This is a genomic window from Arcobacter sp., assembly GCF_050300555.1.
Lineage (GTDB): Bacteria > Campylobacterota > Campylobacteria > Campylobacterales > Arcobacteraceae > Arcobacter.
In genome coordinates this window covers 192,349-215,860 of sequence record NZ_JBNKXY010000002.1, presented here as the reverse complement: position 1 = coordinate 215,860, position 23,512 = coordinate 192,349, and the positions used below count along the sequence as shown (strand labels likewise).

The following is a 23,512-nucleotide window of genomic DNA, read 5'->3' as shown; positions in this document are numbered from 1 at the left end:
GACAAAATCCACAAAGTCCCTTAAAAAGGGACTAAAGGAATATAAATGTTACCAAGTATATATATTTCACACGGAAGCCCATCACTTGCTTTAATGGAAAATAGTACAACAAATTTTTTAAAAAATCTCCCAAAAAGCTTTGAGACTCCAAAATATATCTTGGTAATATCTGCCCATTGGGTAACTAATAATTTAAAAATTTTATATGAAGATAAACCTTCAACAATACATGATTTTTATAATTTTCCTAGAGAACTTTATGAATTAACTTATGAAGCTCCAAGTAGTAAAGAAAAAAATGATGAAGTTATAGAGTTACTTCAGTCAAATAAAATAGAGATACAAAAAGAGTATTCCAGAGGTGGTTATGATCATGGAGTATGGTCACCACTTAGTTTTTTATATCCAAAAGCAGATATACCAATAATACAAATCTCTTTACCAATAAGTTATGATGTAAAAGAATTAATCTACTTGGGTGAAGTTTTATCTCCTCTAAGAGATGATACTTTAATTGTTGCTAGTGGTTCAATTACGCATAACTTAAGAGATATGATTTGGGATGAAAACTCAACAAAAATAAAACCTTATGCAAAAATATTTAAAGATTGGGTTGTTGAAAAAATAGAAAATGCAGATGTTGATTCTTTAATTAATTATAAAAAAGAGGCTCCATATTTATCACTCAATCACCCTAGTTTGGAACATTTTCTACCTCTGTTTGTAAGTTTAGGTGCATCAAAAAACAAAGTTGGGAAATCATTACATGATGTTTATATGTATGAAAATCTATCTATGGATACTATATTATTTAAGGAATAAATTATGATATTAAAAGGAACAAAATAGTGTTAAAAAAACTTTTAAAGCAAAATATGGGAACTTCAAATTTAGGATGGCTAGAGAGTCAATTCCATTTTAGTTTTGCAGAATATAGAAATCCTAGTAATATAAATTTTGGTGTATTAAGAGTCTTAAATGATGATATCGTACATCCTAATAGTGGTTTTGATACTCATCCCCACTCAAACATGGAAATCATATCTTATATTGTAGATGGTGAAATTACCCATAAAGATTCCATGGGAAATAGTGAAACTCTTACACGCGGTGAAGTTCAGTATTTAAGTGCAGGAGATGGTATTTTTCATAGTGAGCATAATCTTAGTGCAACTACTGATTTAAGATTATTACAAATATGGATTATACCACCAAAAGCTGGAATGCCAAGACTTTATGGTTCTAAAAAATACTTAAAAGAAGAAAGAGAAAATAAACTATTAAATATAGTATCATCTCAAGATGGAAATTCAGAAATCAAGATTTATCAAGATGTGAATTTTTATGTAAGTGAATTAGAAAAAGAAAAAAGTTTAGACTTTACTCTAAAAGAAAAAAGACAAGTCTATTTTGTACAAATAGAAGGTACTTCAACTATTAATGGCATCGAGATAAATGAAAGAGATGCTATGGAAATAACAAAAGAAAATAGTATTCATATAAAAGCAATTACAGATTCTCATTTTCTATTTATAGAGATGGAAGAGGCATAAAAAAAGGCAAGTTCAAAGAACTTGCCTTTTTTTATTTGAAGATAAAAGACTAGATAAACTCTACACCTTTATTACCTTCAGCTATTTCACCAATAACATAACCATCAGTATTTGCTAAAACTGCATCAACATTTGCAGGATTTACAACTAAAACCATTCCTACACCCATGTTAAATGTTCTATACATCTCTTCTAATTCAACATAATCAGACATAAATTGAAAAATAGGTAATACTTTGATTTTATCTCTATGTACTACTGCTTTGAAATTATCTGGTAAAACTCTTGGTAAGTTTTCCGTAATACCACCACCTGTAATATGAGCTAAAGCATTAATTTTGTCTTTATTAGCTTTGAACTCTTTTACATAAATTCTTGTTGGTTCAAGTAATACATCTTTTAATGGTTTTCCTTGAAAATCATCATCTAAAGACATCCCAAGTTTTTCTAAAAGTAATTTTCTTACTAACGAAAATCCATTTGAGTGAACACCAGAAGATGGAAGTGCGATTAAAGTATCACCTACTGAGATTCTTTCGATTCTATTTAATTCATCTTTTTCTGCAATTCCAACACAAAAACCAGCTAAATCAAAATCACCCTCTTTATACATACCTGGCATTTCTGCTGTTTCTCCACCTACAAGTGCACATTCACTTCTGATACACCCTTCAGCAATTCCTTTTACAACATCTGTTGCTTCATCCACTTCAAGTTTTGCAGTTGCGTAATAATCTAAGAAAAATAGTGGTTCACCAAAGTTACACAACAAGTCATTTGTACACATAGCAACTAAATCTATTCCAACTGTATCAAACTTTTTAGAATCAATTGCTAATTTTAATTTTGTTCCAACACCATCAGTTCCTGAAAGTAGTACTGGTTTTTTGTAACCACTTGGTAACTCAAAGGCACCTGCAAAAGAACCAATTCCTCCAAGTACCCCAGGAATCATTGTTGATTTTACTAAGGGTTTAATATTTTCAACAAACTGATTTCCCGCATCAATATCTACACCAGCATCTTTGTAACTAACTGTGCTCATTCTTCACCTTTTTTTTTGCAATTAAAATAATTATCTTTTATTAATTTAAAAATTTTTCGCTATTATATCGAAAATTTAATAAAATAAAAGGACTGATAATGTCAAGTATTGAAAACAAAAATTTCAGCTTTAATGAAATGATTGTTCATGTTCCTTTGTGTACACACAAAGAACCAGAAAATATCTTAGTTATAGGAAAGTGTGACGAAGAGTTAAAAGCTGAAGTTGCAAAGCATAAATTAAATGTAGAATATGGAGATATTTCTTTATTAAACTCTAAAAATGAAAAAAATATTGATGTAATAATTTTAACAGATATAAATATAGATGAAATGATTTTAGCAAATATTCAAAGAGTTTTAAAAGATGATGGTTTAATTTCATATAAAACAGATAGTTATTCTAAAGATGCCAATAAATTAAAACATGATTTAACAATAACTGGAGCTAATTTTTGGATTTGTATGCCATATAGTTTTGGACATACAACTTGTATTTTAGCATCAAAAAAATATCATCCAACAGCTGATATTGTATTACAAAGATCTGATTTATTAGTTGATTTAAACTACTATTCTACAGAGATTCATCAAGCATCTTTTGTATTCCCAACTCATATTCAAAAAGACTTAACAGGTATTGCAAAGCGATAAGCTTTGTAATACCAAAATTCATCCACCTTTAAAATTAATCAATTTTATTGTAAAATCTAATAATGAATAACAAAACATTTAAATATGCTATTGCATTAACAGGTGGTATAGCCACAGGTAAAAGTACCGTTTGTAGTCTTTTTAAACTACATGGATTTTTGACAATTGATGCAGATAAAATAGCTCACAAACTTTTGGATATACATAGTGCAAAAATAGCCTCAATGTTTGGGGAAGAGTATGTTGAAGATGGTAAAGTTTTGAGAAAAAAATTAGGTAAAATCATATTTTCAAATAAAGAAAATAAAGAAAAATTAGAGAGTTTTATACACCCTTTGATTGCAAAAGAGATTGAAAAAGAGTCTGTGATTTTTGAAGAGCAAGGGAAACCTTACTTCATAGATATACCTCTGTTTTATGAAAAAATGAATTATCCTATTAAAAAATCTTTAGTAATATATACTCCAAGGGATATACAAATAAAAAGATTGATGGAAAGGGATAATATTGATGAAGAAGAGGCAAAATTAAAAATTTCAAATCAAATGGATATAGAAAAGAAAAAAGAGTTAGCAGATTTTGTAATTGACAACTCAACAAATTTAAAAAACCTTCAAAAAGAGGTTGAACGAGTTATAGGAGAAATTATATGACTTATACAAAATATAGTGCAAGTGGGAATGATTTTATAATTTCTCACTCATTTTTGGAAAAAGATTTTTCACAAGATGCAATAAAACTTTGTAATAGAACGGAAGGAATTGGTGCAGATGGATTTGTGGTACTTATTCCTACTAATGATGCTGATTTTAAATGGTTATTTTACAATAGTGATGGAAGTGATGCAGCCATGTGTGGAAATGCAACAAGAGCTTGTGCCCACTATGCTTTTAATAATGGCTTAGCCTCAAATAAAATGCAGTTTTTAACGGGTGCTGGAAAAATTGAATCAATTGTAAATGGAAATATTGTTGAAACACAAATGACTAAACCAGTTGTACTAAAAGAAGAGTTTGAGCAGGAAGGTTTTACTTGGTATTTGATTGATACAGGGGTTCCACACTTAGTTACTATTGTTGATGATTTAGAAAAATATGATCATGATTTATGTGCAAAAATGAGATATGAACACAATGCAAATGTAAACTTTGCAAAAATTGAAGATGGAAAAATATTTGTTCGAACATATGAAAGAGGCGTTGAAGGTGAAACTTTAGCTTGTGGAACTGGTATGGTTGCTTGTTTTATAAGAGCAAATAACTTGGGGCTTGTAAAAGATACAACTTATGTATATCCAAAAAGCAATGAAGAATTAACTCTTAGCTTAAAAAATGGCAACTTATTTTTTAAAGGTGCTGTTAAAAAAGTATTTGTAACAGAAATTTAGTGCGAAAATGAAGAAAATTTTATTTTTATTTTTTATAACACTTTGGATAACTAATAGTTTTGCTAAAACTATTGGTTTTCCAGAACATTATTACAAAATTAAAAACTCAACCATAAAGAAAAACTATTTTTTTGATTATTTATACCCCTATATTGTTGAGGCAAATAAAAATATATTGATAGATAGAAAATTTATACTCTCTATGAAACTAAACAAACATTTATCCAAAAGACCAAAAAAAATCAAAAGACTTTTTCAAATAGCCCAAAAATATAAAATAGAGAATCCATATGATTATCCTACTTTATTAAAAAGAGTTGATATTGTTCCACCATCTATGGCTTTAGCACAAGCTGCAGTTGAAAGTGGATGGGGAAATAGTCGTTTTGTTAAGGAAGGAAATAATTTATTTGGGCATTGGACATATGGAAATAAAGGCATGGTTCCTTTAAATAGAGATCCTAATGCTACCCACTTAGTAAGAATATTTAATTCTTTTGAGGAGTCAATCTCTGCATATATGTTGAATCTAAATAGAACAAAAGCTTATTATATATTTCGATTAAAAAGATTATTACTTAGAGAATCTAATCAAAAAATATCAGGCTTAATTTTGAGCCAAACAATGATAAACTACTCAACAATAAAAGAAAAATATTTAGCCATATTAAAAAGCATGATTATTAAAAATGATCTACAAAAATATGATAAAAAATTTTATAACAATTTAAAAAAGGAAAAAAATGAAATTTAGTGCTCCCTTAAAATCTGATTCAATCAAGATTATGCTACTCGGTAGTGGTGAATTAGGTAAAGAAGTTATTATCGAGGCTCAAAGATTAGGTATTGAGACAATTGCTGTTGATAGTTATAATAATGCCCCTGCTCAGTTAGTGGCAAATAAAGCATATACAATCAATATGAAAAATAAAGAAGAGATTTTAGATGTAATTAGAAAAGAAAAACCTGATTATATCTTACCTGAAGTTGAAGCAATAAATATCGATGCTTTATTTACAGCTGAAAAAGAAGGTTTTCATGTTATTCCAAATGCAGAAGCCGTAAATAAAACTATGAATAGAAAAAACATAAGAGAATTTGCAGCTGAAGAGCTTGGATTATCTACAAGTAAATATAAGTTTGTAAAAAGTTTTGATGAACTTAAAGATGCCGCTAATTATATAGGTTTTCCTTGTGTAATTAAGCCTGTTATGAGTAGTTCTGGACATGGACAAAGTATCGCTAAAAGTGCAAAAGATTTAGAGAGTTCTTGGGAAATTGCAAAGGAAGCTAGGGGTGATGCTAGTGAATTAATTGTTGAAGAATTTATAAAATTTGATTATGAAATTACACTTTTAACAGTAAGAAATGAAAAACAAACTATTTTTTGTGAACCAATAGGTCATATTCAAAAAGATGGTGATTATATCTTTTCATGGCAACCAATGAATATGAGTACAATTGCAATTAAAAAATCAGAAGAAATAGCTAAAAAAATTACTGATGGACTTGGTGGTAGAGGTATTTTTGGTGTTGAACTATTTGTTAAAGGTGATGATGTTTATTTTTCTGAAGTAAGTCCAAGACCTCATGATACAGGTATGGTAACTATGATTACTCAATCTCAAAGTGAATTTGCACTTCATGTAAGAGCGGTACTTGGATTACCTTTAAATTATATTCAATATGGAGCAGGAGCAAGTGCTGCATATAAAGCTGTATCTGATACATTTAACCCAATTATTGATATCAAAGATGAAGCATTTAGTGATAAATCATTTGTAAGAGTTTTTGGAAAACCACAATCACATGTGGGAAGACGAATGGCTGTTGCACTAACTTTTGACAAAGATTCAAGTGATAAAGCACTTAAAAATGCAAAAGAGATAATTAAAAACTTCTCTGATTGTTAAGAAAAAAGAGTTCTTTTTATAGAACTCTTTTACTATTTAAAGGCTTTTAAATCTGATCTTAAAGCTAACTCTTGAGGATAAGGATTTAAAAATTTTTGCTTTTTTAAATACTCTATATCATATCTATTTATAAAAATATTAAACATCTTCACAATAGTAATTAAAGGGACTATTCCATCTTTATATTCATCCATGGTAAGAAGTAATAACTCTTTTTCCTCTTTTAAAATATGTTTTTTGAAATAGCCAAAAATATGTAGCAATACATTAAAAGTTTTCTTTATACTACTTTTTTCACTAATTGCTTTTAAAAAATTTTCTCTATACTCATCTAAAATCTCTTCTAAATGTTTTTTCTCATGATTTGCCACAATATTTCCTAGCTCTTTATAAAACTTTTGTGATTTGGCATAAATAAGATATTTATATGAAGAATGAAACTCAACTAACTCACCTTTTGTTGGTTTATTTTTCAAAAATTCATGTAAATCTTTATATGCAAAAACTTGCATTAAAAAGTTTTCTTTTAGCCAAGGGTCATTAAGTCTTCCTTCTTCTTCAACTGGTAAATAAGGATAAAACTCTTTTATTCTTTTTGCAAAAAGGCCTACACCTTCTTTTATACTTGGAGCATTTTTCTCTTGATATACTTTTACTCTTTCCATTCCACAAGTTGGTGATTTTGATTTTAATATAAATCCACAAATATCATCTTTTGCTATTTTTTGAGCACAAAATACTGAAATATCATCTAATTGCTTAGTAACATCTTTTGAGCCATCACTTGTAGTAACTTTTATATCATCACCATTTCTAACTAATCTTATTGTTTCTCTAGGTGAGCCAAATATCATATCTTCAGGACAATAAGGAACTATTTCAAAATATTTTTGAAGAATATTATATACAAAGGCATCCTTTGAGTGAGCACCATCATATCGACAAAGATTTCCTATTAAACATGAAGATATCCCTAGTTTCATAATCTTTCCTTACTTTTTTATAAATGATTATACATTAATTCAAAATATTTTCATGCAATACAATCCACTTTCTATAATATTATTTAATTAAATAATATCATTTTTAATGATAGAATATAAAAAGAAGATTATTTTTCAATATAAAGTACCCTCTAGGATAAACAAATGAATATTCAAAAGCTTCTACTTACACTCTTGATTTCTTCTTTGCTATTTTTAAATGCAAATGAAACCAATCAAAAAACCCCTATCAAAAAAAAAGTTGTATATTTAGTCTCTGATATAAGTATCCCATTTTGGAAGATTATGGCAAAAGGGATAGAAGAAGAAACTGCTTTATTACATTATGATTTTGAAGTATTAGATGCTAAAAAAAGTGCTAAAAAAGAGCTGGAAAATACTATAAAAGCAATCAATGGAAAAGTATCTGGGATACTTGTTTCTCCAACAAATTCATCAGCTTGCGTAACTATTTTAAAACTTGCAAAAAAAGCAAATATTCCCGTTGTTGTTGCAGATGTAGGTACTGATGGTGGAGAATATGTATCTTATATCTCTTCTAATAATGTAGATGCAGCATATAAAATAGGTAAATTTCTTACAAAAGAAATGAAAGAAAGAGGTTTCCAAAATGGAAGAGTTGGGATTATAGCACTTCCTCAAAAAAGAATAAGTGGAAGAGACAGAACAATAGGATTTTTGAAAGCATTGGAAGAATCTAAAATAAAAAATGCTGATTTAAAACAACTTATCAAATGGGATGATGAAGAGACTTATCAATATATAAAAAATATGCTCGAAAAACATCCAGATATAAATGCAATTTGGATGCAAACATCAAATACTTATGCGGGAGCAATAAAAGCGATTAATGAATCAGGAAGAAAAGATGAAATAATACTTATGACTTTTGATGCAGAAGCTGAATTCTTAAATCTTATTCCCAAAGATATAATTACAGCAGCAGTTATACAACAGCCATACTTGATGGGAAAAACTGCTCTATTGCAATTAGATAATTATCTAAATGGAGTAAAAGTACAAAAAAATATATATAGCCCTACACTTATTATTTCAAAAGAAAATATCAAAAAAAATCTAGAAAATGTTAAATTAAATGTTTTGGGTAATGAAATAAAATAGCATGAAAAATAGCACAGAAAATAAACCTAAAATATCATTATTTTTAACTCTTGCTATAATTATAATTATTACAGTTACAACAATTTTAACCATAAATGCTACTTATACTTATCAACATACTAAAAGTAAACTTCTAACTGAAATTAGAGAAAACTCAAAAGAGATACTTTTTTCACTAAAAAGTAATATAACAAATTTAATCACCTCTTATTCTATAAACGAATACGACAAACTTATTTTAAATGAGATTAAAAATAAAGACATATTTGCCATAGTTGTAGAAGATTATAATATGGGTAAAATCATGGGACAAAAAGCTTATATTACGGGTAAAATTAAAAACTCGGAATTGAATCCTATTGATTATAATTTTAAAGACGAAAAACAAAATACAGAATTAAAAAATTGTTTTTTTTATGACACTATTAGTATCGTAGATTTAGATGATCAATTAATAGGTACTGTAAGTATTTATATAACAGATAAGCTAATTAATAATGAACTTTCAAAAATAATTAGAGATACATTGTTTAATACAATTTTATTATCTATTTTATTATTTTTATTCCTTTTTATAATGATTCAATATTATATTTTAGGACCTATATCAAATATCATAAAAGTCATAAATAATAATGATATAAATGGAATACCTAAAACTCTAATTCCAAGTTCTAATAGTAAAGAGATTTTTGAACTTTCAAATAGTATGAATTTGATGATAAAATCCATAAAAGATTCAAGAGAAACGTTAGAAAAAAATGAACACAGACTGGAATACCTTTTAGAATTAAGCCCTATAGCAATTAGAATTGCTAAAAATAATGGAGAATATGTAATTTTTGCAAATAATGCGTATTCTAAATTATTAAAAGAGAAAAAAGAAACAACTGGTGGAAAAAATCCTAAAGATTATTATGTCGATAAATCTATATATAAAAATATAATAAAAACTTTAAAAGAAAACAAACACATTTATAATTTATTGGTTGAGCTTAAAATAGAAAATAAAACTACTTGGGCACTAGCTTCATATATGAATATTGAATATGATGGAGAAAAAGCAATTATAGGATGGTTTTATGATGTAACAAATGAAAAACTTAATGAGACAAAACTATACCAAGCTTTGGAATTACAAACAACTATTTTTGATAATTCAGGTTATTTAATGATAAGTACCGATAAACATGGTGTAATTCAACAATTTAATAAAGAAGCAGAAAAACTTTTAGGCTACAAAAGTGAAGAGTTGGTAAATATCCATACTCCTGAAATTTTCCATCTTAAAGCTGAAGTTATACAAAGAGCTGAATATTTTTCAAAAGAATTAAATAAAAAAATTGAACCAGGATTTCCTACACTTGTTGCAAAAACAAAATTAGGTTTAAAAAATGAACATGAATGGACATACGTTTCAAAAAGTGGTGAACATATTCCAGTGATATTAACAATTACTGCACTAAAAAACACAAATAATGAGATATATGGATATATTGGTATTTCACAAGACATATCACAAAAAAAAGTTTTAGAATCACAAGCAAAACTTGCATCAATGGGTGAGATGATAGGAAATATTGCCCATCAATGGAGACAACCACTAAGTATGATTTCCACAATTGCAAGTGGAATAATAGTAAAAAATGAATTAATGGAAATGAATCCAAATGATATTGTTTTAAATATGGAAAAAATCATTAATCAAACAAAATATTTATCTAATACTATTGATGATTTTAGAAACTTTATAAAAGATAACAATGAAAAAGAGAGAATCTCTATTGTATCTACCGTAAAAAAAGCTTTATCTATCTTGAAACCTTCAATTAAAAATAATAATATAAATCTAATTACTAACATAAAAGATGATATGGAAATTGATGGTTTTGAAAATCAACTTATTCAAGCATTTATAAATATTATTAATAATGCAAAAGATGCGTTAAAAGAGAAAGTAGATGATGATAAATTTATTTTTATAGAAACTCATTTCAACGAAGATGAACTTATTTTAATAATAAAAGATACAGCAGGGGGAATAAGTGAAAATATCATACACAAAATCTTTGAACCTTATTTCACAACAAAACATAAAAGTATAGGTACTGGTATTGGATTATCTATGGCGCATCAAATAATTACAGAACATCATAATGCAACAATTGAAGTATTTAATAGCACCTATGAATATGATGGAAAATCATGTATTGGTGCATATTTTCAAATAACTTTTAAAGATAGTTGCGCCTTATGATTAAACTTTCAAAATAAAATATATATATTCAAAGAGTTATACCCATGGAGTTTTATTTATTTTAATATCTTTAAGGGTAGCTTCGGATTAAAATTTGCTATAAAAATCTACATGATATTTTGTATAATATCTAAAGGAGCTTTAATGAAAGAGTATCTTGATATTATAATCAAAGCAAAAGAGAGTACAAATGAAGAAGAATTACATGAACTCTCTAAAAATGTTAACTTTAAAGTACGAAGAGCTGTAGCAAAAAATAAACATACTTCTCAAAAAACTCTAGCGACATTACAAAAAGATCCAGCACTAAACGTTGCATTTATAGCAAATATCCATGCCATAAATAAAGTGATATTTGATGATGAAATTGCCTTAAAAAATCCATGTGTTATTTGTGAAAAAGATGAAACAACTTTTCATCATGAATGTGGCAATTGTAGAGAAGATAGCTATTCAAGAATCATGGATGGATTTATACCTTATGGAAAAGAGAAAATCAAATATTCATACTAATCTCTTTTTTCATATTTTATATCAAAAGGTATCTTTTTTCTATGTTCACTTCTATCTTTTATATAAAGATAAATTCCTACAATAATCATAATTAAAATAGTGCTACTAAATATATTTATCATGTAATAATTCCTTTAATTAACTTTTTATTCATAGAATAATACTTCAAATTTTAAAACACTATAAAAAATATTTCAAATTGAAATAAATATTTAAGTTTTTTATTAAAACAATTTAAATATACAAATAAAATACTATTCATTAAATTATTAATTTTCTTTTTTTAATAGTAAAAGAAAATTTAAAAAAATTCTGATATTAACTAGTTTAAAATCAGATAGAGTAATCTTTTTTAGCAATATATTAATTATTTTTATTTTAATCCAAAATACATCAAATCAATATTTTTTTCTTATTAAAATGATATACTTCATACGATGAAAAAGTTTTTTTTACAAATATTTTTGACTTTGTTTTTTACTTCGTACTTATTTGCAAATAATTTACAAAAAGTAACTTTACAATTACAATGGAAACATCAATTTCAATTTGCTGGATATTATATAGCAAAAGAAAAAGGTTTTTATAAAGAATTAGGGTTAAATGTAGTTATAAATGAGTTAAAAAGTGATATAGATATTCTAAAATATGTTCTCAATAATGAACATACATATGCAACAGGAAGATCTTCTTTAATTATCAATAAATCTTTTGGTGAAAAAGTTGTATTATTAGCATCTATTCTTCAATCCTCTCCTCATGTTCTTTTAGCAATAGAAGAATCAAATATAAAATCAATAAAAGACTTTAAAAATAAACGCATTATGCTAGCGAATAATGAAAAAGATGAAATTACTTTAAAATCAATGATGTTCTCAAAAGGACTTAGTCTTGATCAATTAGTCATACAAGAACACTCTTTTAATAGTGATGACCTTATAAATAAAAAAGTTGATTTAATGTCTGCATATATATCAAATGAACCTTTTTTATTAAAAGAAAAAGGTTACAAAAGTATTATATTTGACCCAAAAGATTATGGATTTGATTTTTATAATGATATTTTATTCACAAGTCAAAAAAATGTAGAAAATAATAATGAAGAAGTTAGACGATTTAAAGAAGCTTCCCTTAAAGGATGGATTTATGCCTTCAACAATATTGAAGAGACAGTTAATTTAATTAAAAAAAAATACAATACTCAAAATAAATCTAAAGAAGCATTACTTTATGAAGCCAAAGAACTTAGAAAACTCGCCTTTTATCAAACGAATACATTAGGTGAGATTCAAGGTGAAAAGATTAAAAGAATTTTTGATTATTATAATTTGATGGGATATACAAAGGATAAAATAAACTTAGATGAATTTATTTTTGATTATAACAAAGAAAATAAAAAAAATATATATTTAACGGATGAGGAAATAGCATATCTAAATAAAAGGTCATCTATACCTATATGTATTGACCCCAATTGGATGCCTTTTGAAGCAATAGATAAATCAGGTAAATTTACGGGAATAAGCTCTGATTACTTTAAAATTTTTAGTGAATTATTAAATAAAAACTTTAACGTTGTGAAAACTGTGAGTTGGACACAATCTTTGGAATATGCCAAAAAAAGAAAATGCGATATTTTACCCATAGCAATGCAAACTCCTGAAAGAAAAAAATATATGAATTTTACAACTGCTTATTTAAAGGTGCCATTAATTATTGCAACACAAATAAATACTCCTTTTATTGACAATCTTCAATTGCTAAAAAACAAAAAAGTAGCCATTCCTAAAGGTTATGCTTTTGCAGAGATTTTAAAAAATAAATATCCTGACTTAGAGATTATAGAAGTTGAAAATATTGAAGAAGGATTAACAAGTGTTAGCAAAAATAAGGTATTTGGGTATATTGGTACACTTCCAAGTGTAGGTTATCAATTTCAAACAAACTATAATGGTGAGTTAAAAATTGCTGGAAAATTTGATGAATATTGGGAATTAGGTATTGGTGTAAGAAATGATGATAATACATTATTAAATATTATGCAAAAAGCTGTTGATAGAGTAACCCCTAAAGAACAACAAAATATTTTGAATAATTGGATATCCATAAAATATGAAAACAGAACTGATTATAATTTAATCTTCAAAATTCTTTTTATCACTATTTTAATTATATCAATTTTTATTTATTGGAATAGAAAACTAGAAAAATCTAAAAAACAACTTGAAGAAATATCTATAACTGACCCATTAACACAAGTATACAATAGATTGTATTTAGATAAAAGTTATGATTATGAAGTTCAAAGAGTTAAAAGATATAACAATAGCTTTTCTATAATTCTTATAGATATTGACCATTTTAAAAATATTAATGATACTTATGGACATAGTATTGGAGATGAGATACTCAAAGAAATAGCTACTATTTTAAAAGAAAATATTAGACAAACAGATAAACTTGGACGATGGGGTGGTGAAGAGTTTCTAATAATATGTCCTCAAACAAATGATGAAAAGGCAAGAATACTTGCTGAAAATCTAAAAACCATTTTTTCTCATCATAAATTTCCATCAATTGAAAATTTAACTTGTAGTTTTGGTGTTTCAATGTATGACATGAATGCCAAACATGATAAAACATTTAGTAAAGCAGATAAAGCACTCTACATTGCTAAAAATGGTGGTAGAAATAAAGTTGTAGTTTATTGATTTATTTAAATAAAACTTATATAGTTACAATTTTAAAAATAATATTTCTTTAACTTAATTAATTCACTCTTGGGAATGATATAATATGATATTGAGATAAAAATTCAATAACCACATAAAATTGGCTATGAAATGGCACGCCTGGTAGGATTCGAACCCACAACCACCGGGGCCGAAACCCAGTGCTCTATCCAGTTAAGCCACAGACGCGTTTATATTAGGATGGAATGTTATCATAGTAAAGCTTATAAAAATTTTATAAATTTTTATAAGCTTTTTATACTGCTACATCAATGATGATTAAAATAAAAAATATTATTCCCAAATATCCATTTACAGTAAAAAATGCTTTGTCTATTTTTTTAAAATCTTTATTTACTAAATAGTGTTCATAACTTAACATTAAAGCACTTACTATAACAGCAAGGTATGCGAATAATCCACCATCTGAATTCATAGTAAATAAAAGCCAAAAAAATACAGTAAGGCTATGGGCTATTTTTGAAAATAGCATTGTTTTTTTTGCACCAAAAATACTTGGAACTGAGTGAAGTCCTAATTTTTTATCCACATCAATATCTTGTAAAGAGTAAAGCAAATCAAATCCTGCAACCCAAAACATTACTCCAACACTTAAAAATATTGACCATAACGTAATAGTTTCACTAACTGCAACTACTCCAGCTATGGGAGCAAGACCAAGCGAAATCCCTAAAATAAGGTGTGCTAAATAAGAAAATCTTTTAAAATATGAATACGAACCAATCACTAATAAAATAGGAATAGATAAACTCAATGCCAGTTTATTTACAAAAGCAGCAACTATAATAAATCCTGCTGCATTTAAAAGAGTGAAAGCTAAAATAGAATTGGCTGATAATCTTCCATCAACATTTGGTCTATTGGCTGTTCTTGGATTTTGTGAGTCTATGTCTCTATCTAAATATCGATTGAATCCCATTGCAAAATTTCTAGCAGTTAATGCTGCTAAAACTCCAAGTACTAATAAACTCCAACCAAACCAACCATTGGCAGATACTACCATCGCTATAAATATGAAAGGCAATGAAAAAATTGAGTGTTTAAACATTACCAGTTCATTAAAATCATTAAGTTTTTTCAATATTTTATTCATGAAGCGCATTTTATCAAATAATTTATTTGAAAGATATTTTATAAGTATCTAACAAAATATGATATAGAATAATAAAAAATTAGGAATCTAAACTTTATGAAAGAAATAGCAATCATAGGTGCAACAGCTTCTGGTAAAACAGGTTTATCGATAAATATAGCACACAAAACTAACTCTATAATTTTATCCCTTGATTCACTATCAGTTTATAAAGAAATAGATATTGCCTCAGCTAAACCAACTTTAGAAGAGAGAGAGGGTATTGTACATTTTGGAATTGATGAAGTTTTTGTAAATGAAAATTTTGATGTTGTAGAATTTCTAGAGTGTTATAAAAAAGCTAAAAAATATGCTGAAGAGAATAATAAAAATCTTATCATAGTTGGAGGAACTGGTTTTTATCTAAAAATCTTAATCGATGGGATTAGCGAAGGTGTAGGTGAAGATGTCAAACTTGATATGCCCCATGAAGAGATTTATAAGATACTTTTTGATTTAGATAAAACATTTATGGAAAAAATAGCTTCAAATGATAGATATCGTATCCAAAAAGCTTATTCTATTTATAAAAAAACTGGATTAACTCCAACACAATATTTTAAAGACAACCCTAAAAAACCCATCTCTCCTGAACTAAAACTTTTCGAAATATATTGGGAAAGAGAAGAATTAAAAAAAAGAATAGCCCTACGAACAAAACAGATGATAAAAGATGGGGTTATAGATGAAGTTCTTTTTTTAGAAAAAAAATATACAAGAAAGCCAAATGCCATGAGCTCTATTGGTATTATTGAAACATTAGAATATATTGATGGCAAAATCACAAAAGAACAATTGGAAGAAAAAATATCATTAAATACTGCAAAGTTGGCAAAAAGGCAAAATACTTTTAATAAATCACAATTTAATCAAACACAACATACTAATATTATAGAGAACTTAAATTCAGATATTCTTAAGTATTTTACAGTATAATCCCAATCTTATTTTAAATATCTAATAAAGGGCGACAAACGAGACTCGACCTTTTGTTAAATATTACATAATTAAAAGGAAACAAAGTGAGAAAAGAAATTCACCCAGACTACAAAGCTTGTACAATAACTTGTTCTTGTGGAAACACTTTTGAAACTAGATCAAATGTAGAATCAATGAGAATCGATATTTGTTCTGCTTGTCACCCATTCTTCACAGGTGAGCAAAAAATCGTTGATGCTGCTGGTAGAGTAGAAAAATTCAAAGCTAAATACGCACAAAAATAAGACAACAAGTCTTATTATGTTAACTTTAGTTCCGACACCAATAGGAAACTTAGAGGATATCTCTAAACGCTCACTTGATGCCCTATTGGAAGCGGAACTTATTTTTTGTGAAGATACAAGAGTCACAAAAAAACTCCTAAGCCTTTTTGCTTCAAAATATAACCTAGATTTTCCTTGTACAGATTTTAAATCATTTCATTCACATAATGAACAACAAGTTTTAAAAACATTATCAAAAGATATGTTTGATAAAAATATAGTTTATGTAAGTGATGCAGGTATGCCTTGTATTTCAGACCCAGGAGCATCTTTAGTAGAATACGCTATAAAAAATGATATAAAATATGATGTAATCCCTGGTGCAAATGCAGTTTTAACGGCCTTTGCTATGAGTGGATTTGAACATACAGAATTTACTTTTTTTGGTTTCTTAGCCCATAAAGGACTTGAGCGAAAAGAGAAACTACAAAAGGTAATGAATAGTGAAATCTTACCTATTTTATACGAATCACCTCATCGACTTTTAAAGCTTTTAGAGGAGTTAAAAGATATAGATGAAAATAGAACTGTTTTTTTAGCAAAAGAGTTAACAAAACAGTATCAAACAATCTTTAAAGATAGCTCAATAAACTTATATAATAAACTAAAAGACACAAATATAAAAGGTGAATGGGTTGTAATTATTGAGCCAGTTAAAAGTTCTGGAAAGAATTTAGGCTTAGATGACATTCAAGAACTTGACTTACCACCCAAAGTAAAAGCAAAACTTATTGCTAAACTAACTGGTGGTAAAATCAAAGATATCTATCAACAACTTTTAGACAACTAAATCTATTTTTCACCCTCTAAAACTTCAAGTTCTCCTTGTATATCCTCTATAGCTTTTATACTTAGAATTAGTTTGTCAAAACTTGCTTTTTTATCTCCAATAAAATTATTACTATGATTTGAACTATCATTAATTTTCTCAATAGATAAGTTTATATCTTCAATATTTGAAGATATTTTTTCTAATTTCTCACTTGCATTTGTAATAGATACAGATATTGAATCAATCCCTTTTATAGCCACATCAACTGATCTGTTACTATCTGTTAGACTTAACTGAGTTCTTTGAGCAAGTTTTTTCACTTCATCTGCAACAACTTTAAATCCTTTTCCAAATTCTCCTGCACGTGAAGCTTCAATTGCTGCATTTAAAGCTAGAAGATTTGTTTGGATTGCAACTTCTGAAATTGCTTTTAAAACATTTTTAATATCTGCTGCATTTTTAGTTAATTCTTTCATATCTTCTACAAGTTTTGTATTTGATTCAACATTACCTAATATTTCATTAGTAAAAGAATCAAATCTTTTTGTTACATCTTCAATAACAATATTGCCTTCTTTTGTATTATCATATACAAAGTTTAAAATATTTACCATATCTTGAATAAGAGGAAAAGTATCTTTTAGATTATCAACAACTGTTGTTCTCACCCTTGAAAATAATTGATATTGGTTTATTTCTCTTTGCTTAAAATAACGACAATATGAAGCATATTTATCTACAAAATTATCTGCATATTCATCGTAAAAATCACTATCATCATCTACATTATAAAAAAACAATGCTGTTAGCGTTTGATTTATATTCAACCCAAGTAGCTCTCCAAATGTTGAACATCCTGCTATTGGAATATCATTAAATGTTTTTATTCCATTTAAATTATCTGCATTGAATAATCTTCTTAAAATACAATCATTAAAAATAGCCCCAATTGGTTTTTCTTTTTTATTTGATGAAAATGTTCTATAATCACGCTCTGTTTGAGATGTAAACTCTTTATTTTTTACAAGATACAAAATATCCCCAAATGCAATATCACAGAAAAAAGAGATATTTTTATTTTCTATATCTAAATTAGCAACAGATCTAATATATATTTCATCTTCAACTTTAATAGCAAAACTATACTCTCCTAATACTTTTGGTAAATCATCTAAATTACAGTTTAACTGAGAACAAAGAGCATCTACAAAATTTATTATTTTATTATCGCTTGTTCTTAAAACACTTTGAACACTTCTATTTAATACATTTGATTGTGCTACTAAAAATGCCTTATCAGTAAGATCACAACTTTGTGATTTAAATACTCCATACTTAATATTCGATTTTAATTTTATCAACGTAACAACTGCTTTATGTCTTACTGCTTCATTATTATTAAAAATATAAGTTTCTTTAAAATCTAACTTTCCACCTGCAGACCCACCTATTAGTAAACAAGGTAATTTTCCACTTTCATAAACTGCTTCGGTAAAAAAGCTTTCACTATTTGATAAACCATCTACTAAAGTAAAAGCTAAAGTATCAGTATGATTTATTTTAAATGGAATATTTAATTTATCTATTTCATTTTTTATTTTATCTATTCTTTGTTTGTGAGATAATGTTTGAGTAGCTATATTTTCACTAAATAATGACACACTTAGAACTTCAACTTTTTCAATCATCTCATCACTAAAACTTTGTAAAACAATGTTATTCCAACTTGAACTTGCATCATGGTATAAAGAATCTCTTTTTTCATTTAGATTAAAGGTACAAAGTTCACCTGCAGTTGTTGATAAAACAACCTTTGTTGAAGAAGGGAAAAAGGCTCTAATTTTTGAAGATATCTCTTGAAAATTAATGTGTGGAGAAATAAATCCTAATACTAATTTAGGTGCATTCTCTTCAAAAAAAAGCTCTTTAAGAAGCAAATCATTTAAGCTTGAATTATCTGTACTTAATACTTTTAAAAAATTTTTGTTAAATTCTGCCATGTCATCTCTTTTTTATTTTAATTATACTTTAATATTATAGCCCAAATATAGCAGACTAATAAATTAATTTGACAAAAGATATTTATCAACAAATTTTAGATAGAATCCCCTTATGATAATATATGGCAAACAAATAGTTTTATACGTTTTAGAGAATCACCCTTCAATTATTGAAGAGGTTATGTTTTCAAAAGAATTAGATAAAAAAATTTTTTCAAAGTTTTTAAAACTTGGTAAAAAAATAATCAGACTTGATAACAAAAAAGCCCAATCTTTAGCAAAAGGTGGGAATCATCAAGGATTTTTTCTAAAACTTAAAGAAGAGTTCGATTACACTCCTATAAACGAAATGAAACAAAACAATTTTATAGTAGTACTTGATGGACTTACTGATGTGGGTAACATTGGAGCAATTACAAGAACAGCTTATGCTCTTGGAGTTGACGGGATTATTGCAGCTGGTGTAAAATCTCTTAATGAATCAGGAGTAATCAGAACTAGCTCTGGAGCTATGCTTGATATGCCATTTTCGTTATATCCAAACTCATTAGATCTTGCAAATGAGTTAAAACAGTCAGGTTATGCACTTATTGGTGCAACCATGAATGGAACAGATTTAAAAAAATATGGAACAATAACAAAAGATGATAAAGTTGCTCTTTTCTTAGGAAGTGAAGGAGAAGGTTTATCAAATAAAATAATTAGTAAGTTAGATTTAAAAGTTTCAATAGGTATGGAAAACAATTTTGATTCTTTAAATGTATCAGTTGCTGCTGGTATTTTAATATATAATTTAATGAAATAAAAAGAGAAAGTAATGATAAAAAAAATTTTAATTTCTATTTTTTTAGTACTAAGTTTAAATGCAAATGAACTATTAAATCAAAAGATTGAAAATTTTATTGGCACAGAAAATTACTTAACACATAAAAATTTAATAAATTTTATTTTTAAAAAAGAGTACCAATATACAACAGTAGATGGACTTAATTATCAAACAATTTTAAAAACTTTAAAAGAAAACGGACTTTTAGACTTAGCATTTAACGAACCTAAAAATATAGAAATTACTTTTAAAATAAATAGTAATCCTCTAAAATCATTTAAGATATTAAAAGATACTTTAAAATCTTTAGGGTATTACTATTATTTTACAAAGCATACAATTTATGACGGAACTGAAAGCTTAACTTGGACTATAAAATTAAAAACTGAAGCCGCCATTGACCCTTTAGTATTGTCAAATGAGCTTTTTCAACATGATTGTAAAGTTATGAACATAACTAAAGAAGAAAATGATAAATGGGTATATGAATTAGATACAGCAAATGCTTCATTATATGACGCAACATATATCACAAATAATGAAAAAGTATCTTTTTCAAAGCCTTTATCTCCATACTTTATAAAAGTTGATAAAGCAAGTCAAATACATATAATAAGCAAAACACTTAATAGATGGCTTCCATATGTAGTTTTTTACGATGAACATTTGAATATACTAAAGGTATCAAAAGAAGAAAAAGTTTATAGAAGTATTACACTTTCTATACCAGAAAATACAAAATATATAAAAATAACAGACTTATACACGCTATTTAATATAAAGCGTGGATTAAGTGTATTAATCAAGGAGTAAATGTGTTCCCAGAAATTGAATTTGAAAGAATGAAGAGACTTCCAAATTATGTGTTTGCAGAAGTAAACAATATAAAAATGGAAGCTAGAAGAAAGGGTGAAGATATTATAGATTTCTCAATGGGAAATCCAGATGGTCCTGCACCTCAACATATTATTGATAAATTAAAAGAGACAGCTGATAAACCTAAAAACCATGGTTATAGTGCAAGTGCTGGTATTTATAAACTAAGACTTGCTATTTGTAATTGGTATAAAAGAAAATATGGTGTTGATTACTTAGACCCAAATAAACATGCAGTTGCAACTATGGGAAGTAAAGAGGGATATGTTCACTTAGTACAAGCTATAGTAAATGTGGGAGATGTAGCAGTAGTTCCAGACCCAACCTATCCTATTCACTCATACGCTTTTATGCTGGCAGGTGCTGGAATTCATAATTTTGAATTACCATTTGGTGAAGATTTTAGAGTTGATGAAGATGAGTTTTTTACTAGATTAAATAAAACATTAAAAGAATCAATTCCAAAAGTAAAATATGTTTTAGTAAATTTCCCACATAACCCAACTTGTGCAACTGTTAGACCAGAGTTTTATCAAAGATTAGTAGATCTAGCTAAAAAAGAGAGATTTTACATCATCTCTGATATTGCATATGCTGATATTACTTTTGATGGGTATGTTACTCCATCAATTTTCCAAGCAGAGGGTGCACTTGATGTTGCTGTTGAGTCATTTACTTTAAGTAAATCATACAATATGGCAGGATGGAGAGTTGGATTTATTGTTGGAAATGAAAAATTAGTTGGTGCATTAAAAAGAATAAAATCATGGCTTGATTATGGTATGTTTACACCAATTCAAGTTGCTGCAACTATTGCATTAGATGGTCCACAAGATTGTGTTACTGAACATATTGCTAAATATAATCACAGAAGAGATGTTATGCTTGAAACATTTAAAGATGCAGGTTGGGAAATGAATAAACCAAATGCGTCTATGTTTATCTGGGCAAAAATTCCTGAAAAAGCAGCTCACTTAGGAAGTATGGAGTTCTCTAAACAACTTCTTACTGAAGCAAAAGTAGCAGTTAGTCCAGGTATTGGATTTGGTCAATATGGTGATCAATATGTAAGAATCGCCCTAATTGAAAATGAAAAGAGAATTAGACAAGCAGCAAAAAATATAAAGAAATATTTAAATAGTTTATAGGATAAGAAATGTTAAAAATCGCAATTATTGGTGTAGGAACTGTCGGTGCAAGTGTCGCAAATATTTTAAAAGACAATAAAGCTATTATTAGAGCTCGTGCAGGTATTGAAATTGTTCCTACTATTGGTGTTGTTAGTGATTTAAACAAAAAAAGAGATGTAACTATTGAATTAACAGATGATATTGATAGAGTCTTAGAAGATGACTCTATTGATATTATAGTGGAACTTATGGGTGGAATTGAAAAACCATATGAAATCATTAAAAAAGCCCTTTCAAAAGGTAAGTCAGTAGTTACAGCCAATAAAGCACTTCTTGCTTACCATAGGTATGATTTAGAAAAATTAGCTGGTGATATTCCCTTTGAATATGAAGCAGCAGTAGCAGGTGGTATTCCAATAATCAATGCCCTAAGAGATGGATTATCAGCGAATAATATAGAATCAATTAGAGGTATTTTAAATGGTACTTGTAATTATATGCTAACTAGAATGATAAATGATGGTGTTGATTATGATGCAATTTTAAAAGAATCACAAGAGTTAGGGTATGCTGAAGCTGATCCGACATTTGATGTTGGAGGATTTGATGCGGCACACAAACTTCTAATTTTGGCTTCTATTGCATATGATGTTGATGCAAAGCCTGAAGATATTTTAATTGAAGGTATTCAAAATATTTCAAGTGAAGATATTGAATTTGCAAATGAATTTAACTATTCAATCAAGCTTTTAACAATAGCAAAAAAGGTTGGAAAGCAAGTAGAACTTAGAGTTCACCCTGCATTTATTTCAAATGATCAAATGATTGCAAAAGTTGATGGCGTAATGAATGGTATCTCTGTAATTGGAGATAAAGTTGGTGAAACTATGTATTATGGTCCTGGAGCTGGTGGAGATGCAACGGCAAGTGCTGTTATAGCAAATATTATTGATATAGCAAGACGTGGTAAAGGTGCTCCTATGTTAGGATTTGAATTTGACCACAATGAAAACTTAACAGTCATGCCAAAAGACCAAATAGAAACAAAATATTATTTAAGACTTAGAGTAGAAGATAAAGTTGGTGTTTTAGCAAAACTAGCAACTATTTTAGGTGAAAATGATATTTCAATTGAAAAGATGATGCAAAAACCATATAATAAAACTTGTGCACACCTTTTACTTGCTACTCATACAAGTATTGAAAAAAATATTAAAAAAGCATTATCTCAATTGGAAAATTCAGGAGTTGTTACTACAAAACCTGTAATGATAAGAATAGAAGATTAATAAAAATTACAAATAAAGGCTTCAA

At 27.5% G+C, this 23,512-nt stretch carries 23 protein-coding genes and 1 tRNA gene; 18 read left to right on the top strand and 6 right to left on the bottom strand.

What is annotated here, in order from left to right:
- Window positions 1-45 precede the first annotated feature (45 nt).
- On the top strand, window positions 46-822 hold the full coding sequence (locus ACQY5W_RS02750; RefSeq protein ID WP_428023412.1) for a DODA-type extradiol aromatic ring-opening family dioxygenase: 777 nt from the start codon (window positions 46-48) through the stop codon (window positions 820-822).
- A 26-nt stretch (window positions 823-848) separates the two neighbouring features.
- A complete protein-coding gene (locus ACQY5W_RS02745) occupies window positions 849-1,553 on the top strand; it encodes a pirin family protein (protein WP_428023411.1) in 705 nt (234 codons plus the stop codon).
- 49 nt (window positions 1,554-1,602) lie between these two features.
- On the opposite strand, the gene purM is transcribed toward ACQY5W_RS02745, so the two are convergent.
- Complete coding sequence (gene purM, locus ACQY5W_RS02740; RefSeq protein ID WP_428023410.1) at window positions 1,603-2,598, bottom strand: phosphoribosylformylglycinamidine cyclo-ligase; 996 nt, start codon at window positions 2,596-2,598, stop codon at window positions 1,603-1,605.
- A gap of 98 nt (window positions 2,599-2,696) precedes the next feature.
- Here purM and ACQY5W_RS02735 point away from each other — a divergent pair, with 98 nt between their 5' ends.
- The 5 genes from ACQY5W_RS02735 (at window position 2,697) to purT (ending at window position 6,551) form a co-directional block, all read left to right on the top strand.
- Window positions 2,697-3,251: a spermidine synthase gene (locus ACQY5W_RS02735; protein WP_428023409.1), complete on the top strand. Its 555-nt coding sequence runs from the start codon at window positions 2,697-2,699 to the stop codon at window positions 3,249-3,251.
- Between the two features lie 62 nt (window positions 3,252-3,313).
- Window positions 3,314-3,904 (top strand): dephospho-CoA kinase, encoded by a 591-nt coding sequence (coaE, locus tag ACQY5W_RS02730; protein WP_428023408.1) that lies wholly within the window; start codon window positions 3,314-3,316, stop codon window positions 3,902-3,904.
- Window positions 3,901-4,638 carry a diaminopimelate epimerase gene (gene dapF / locus ACQY5W_RS02725; protein WP_428023407.1) on the top strand — a complete coding sequence of 246 codons (738 nt, stop codon included), beginning with the start codon at window positions 3,901-3,903 and terminating at the stop codon, window positions 4,636-4,638. Before coaE ends, dapF begins: the two co-directional genes overlap by 4 nt.
- Window positions 4,639-4,645: 7 nt before the next feature.
- Window positions 4,646-5,392, top strand: a complete 747-nt coding sequence (locus tag ACQY5W_RS02720) for a glucosaminidase domain-containing protein (protein ID WP_428023406.1) — start codon at window positions 4,646-4,648, stop codon at window positions 5,390-5,392.
- On the top strand, window positions 5,382-6,551 hold the full coding sequence (purT, locus tag ACQY5W_RS02715) for a formate-dependent phosphoribosylglycinamide formyltransferase (protein ID WP_428023405.1): 1,170 nt from the start codon (window positions 5,382-5,384) through the stop codon (window positions 6,549-6,551). Before ACQY5W_RS02720 ends, purT begins: the two co-directional genes overlap by 11 nt.
- 32 nt (window positions 6,552-6,583) lie before the next feature.
- Here the strand turns inward: purT and ACQY5W_RS02710 are convergent, their stop codons facing one another.
- Window positions 6,584-7,534 (bottom strand): YbgA family protein, encoded by a 951-nt coding sequence (locus ACQY5W_RS02710; protein ID WP_428023404.1) that lies wholly within the window; start codon window positions 7,532-7,534, stop codon window positions 6,584-6,586.
- A 165-nt stretch (window positions 7,535-7,699) separates the two neighbouring features.
- Between ACQY5W_RS02710 and ACQY5W_RS02705 the strand changes: the two genes are divergently transcribed.
- The 3 genes from ACQY5W_RS02705 (at window position 7,700) to ACQY5W_RS02695 (ending at window position 11,447) form a co-directional block, all read left to right on the top strand.
- Window positions 7,700-8,677: a substrate-binding domain-containing protein gene (locus tag ACQY5W_RS02705; RefSeq protein ID WP_428023403.1), complete on the top strand. Its 978-nt coding sequence runs from the start codon at window positions 7,700-7,702 to the stop codon at window positions 8,675-8,677.
- Window position 8,678: 1 nt separating this feature from the next.
- A complete protein-coding gene (locus ACQY5W_RS02700; RefSeq protein ID WP_428023402.1) occupies window positions 8,679-10,934 on the top strand; it encodes a PAS domain-containing sensor histidine kinase in 2,256 nt (751 codons plus the stop codon).
- 144 nt (window positions 10,935-11,078) lie between these two features.
- Window positions 11,079-11,447 carry a hypothetical protein gene (locus ACQY5W_RS02695; protein WP_428023401.1) on the top strand — a complete coding sequence of 123 codons (369 nt, stop codon included), beginning with the start codon at window positions 11,079-11,081 and terminating at the stop codon, window positions 11,445-11,447.
- Here ACQY5W_RS02695 and ACQY5W_RS02690 read toward each other — a convergent pair.
- The gene (locus tag ACQY5W_RS02690) at window positions 11,444-11,569 is read right to left on the bottom strand and encodes a hypothetical protein (protein ID WP_428023400.1); all 126 of its coding nucleotides are present in this window, start codon (window positions 11,567-11,569) and stop codon (window positions 11,444-11,446) included. The two genes, ACQY5W_RS02695 and ACQY5W_RS02690, sit on opposite strands and share 4 nt — an antisense overlap.
- A 315-nt stretch (window positions 11,570-11,884) precedes the next feature.
- On the opposite strand from ACQY5W_RS02690, the gene ACQY5W_RS02685 reads away from it, so the two are divergent.
- Entirely contained in the window at window positions 11,885-14,158 is a 2,274-nt protein-coding gene (locus tag ACQY5W_RS02685) for a diguanylate cyclase (protein ID WP_428023399.1), read from the top strand.
- A 133-nt stretch (window positions 14,159-14,291) separates the two neighbouring features.
- Here ACQY5W_RS02685 and ACQY5W_RS02680 read toward each other — a convergent pair.
- Window positions 14,292-14,368, bottom strand: a tRNA-Arg gene (locus ACQY5W_RS02680).
- Window positions 14,369-14,435: 67 nt separating this feature from the next.
- On the bottom strand, window positions 14,436-15,293 hold the full coding sequence (gene mqnP, locus ACQY5W_RS02675; protein WP_428023398.1) for a menaquinone biosynthesis prenyltransferase MqnP: 858 nt from the start codon (window positions 15,291-15,293) through the stop codon (window positions 14,436-14,438).
- A gap of 96 nt (window positions 15,294-15,389) precedes the next feature.
- On the opposite strand from mqnP, the gene miaA reads away from it, so the two are divergent.
- The 3 genes from miaA (at window position 15,390) to rsmI (ending at window position 17,384) form a co-directional block, all read left to right on the top strand.
- Window positions 15,390-16,268 (top strand): tRNA (adenosine(37)-N6)-dimethylallyltransferase MiaA, encoded by an 879-nt coding sequence (gene miaA, locus ACQY5W_RS02670; RefSeq protein ID WP_428023397.1) that lies wholly within the window; start codon window positions 15,390-15,392, stop codon window positions 16,266-16,268.
- Between the two features lie 86 nt (window positions 16,269-16,354).
- The gene (gene rpmE / locus ACQY5W_RS02665; RefSeq protein WP_428023396.1) at window positions 16,355-16,555 is read left to right on the top strand and encodes a 50S ribosomal protein L31; all 201 of its coding nucleotides are present in this window, start codon (window positions 16,355-16,357) and stop codon (window positions 16,553-16,555) included.
- A gap of 16 nt (window positions 16,556-16,571) precedes the next feature.
- Entirely contained in the window at window positions 16,572-17,384 is an 813-nt protein-coding gene (rsmI, locus tag ACQY5W_RS02660) for a 16S rRNA (cytidine(1402)-2'-O)-methyltransferase (RefSeq protein WP_428023395.1), read from the top strand.
- A gap of 2 nt (window positions 17,385-17,386) precedes the next feature.
- Here rsmI and ACQY5W_RS02655 read toward each other — a convergent pair whose 3' ends face one another.
- A complete protein-coding gene (locus ACQY5W_RS02655) occupies window positions 17,387-19,366 on the bottom strand; it encodes a methyl-accepting chemotaxis protein (RefSeq protein ID WP_428023394.1) in 1,980 nt (659 codons plus the stop codon).
- A gap of 112 nt (window positions 19,367-19,478) precedes the next feature.
- On the opposite strand from ACQY5W_RS02655, the gene rlmB reads away from it, so the two are divergent.
- Genes rlmB through ACQY5W_RS02635 form a run of 4 tightly spaced genes read left to right on the top strand, consistent with a single transcriptional unit; the run spans window position 19,479 to window position 23,487 of the window.
- Entirely contained in the window at window positions 19,479-20,171 is a 693-nt protein-coding gene (gene rlmB, locus ACQY5W_RS02650; protein ID WP_428023393.1) for a 23S rRNA (guanosine(2251)-2'-O)-methyltransferase RlmB, read from the top strand.
- 12 nt (window positions 20,172-20,183) lie between these two features.
- The gene (locus ACQY5W_RS02645; protein ID WP_428023392.1) at window positions 20,184-21,005 is read left to right on the top strand and encodes a hypothetical protein; all 822 of its coding nucleotides are present in this window, start codon (window positions 20,184-20,186) and stop codon (window positions 21,003-21,005) included.
- A 2-nt stretch (window positions 21,006-21,007) separates the two neighbouring features.
- Window positions 21,008-22,216: an LL-diaminopimelate aminotransferase gene (locus ACQY5W_RS02640; protein WP_428023391.1), complete on the top strand. Its 1,209-nt coding sequence runs from the start codon at window positions 21,008-21,010 to the stop codon at window positions 22,214-22,216.
- 8 nt (window positions 22,217-22,224) lie between these two features.
- Complete coding sequence (locus ACQY5W_RS02635; protein ID WP_428023390.1) at window positions 22,225-23,487, top strand: homoserine dehydrogenase; 1,263 nt, start codon at window positions 22,225-22,227, stop codon at window positions 23,485-23,487.
- Window positions 23,488-23,512: the final 25 nt, after the last annotated feature.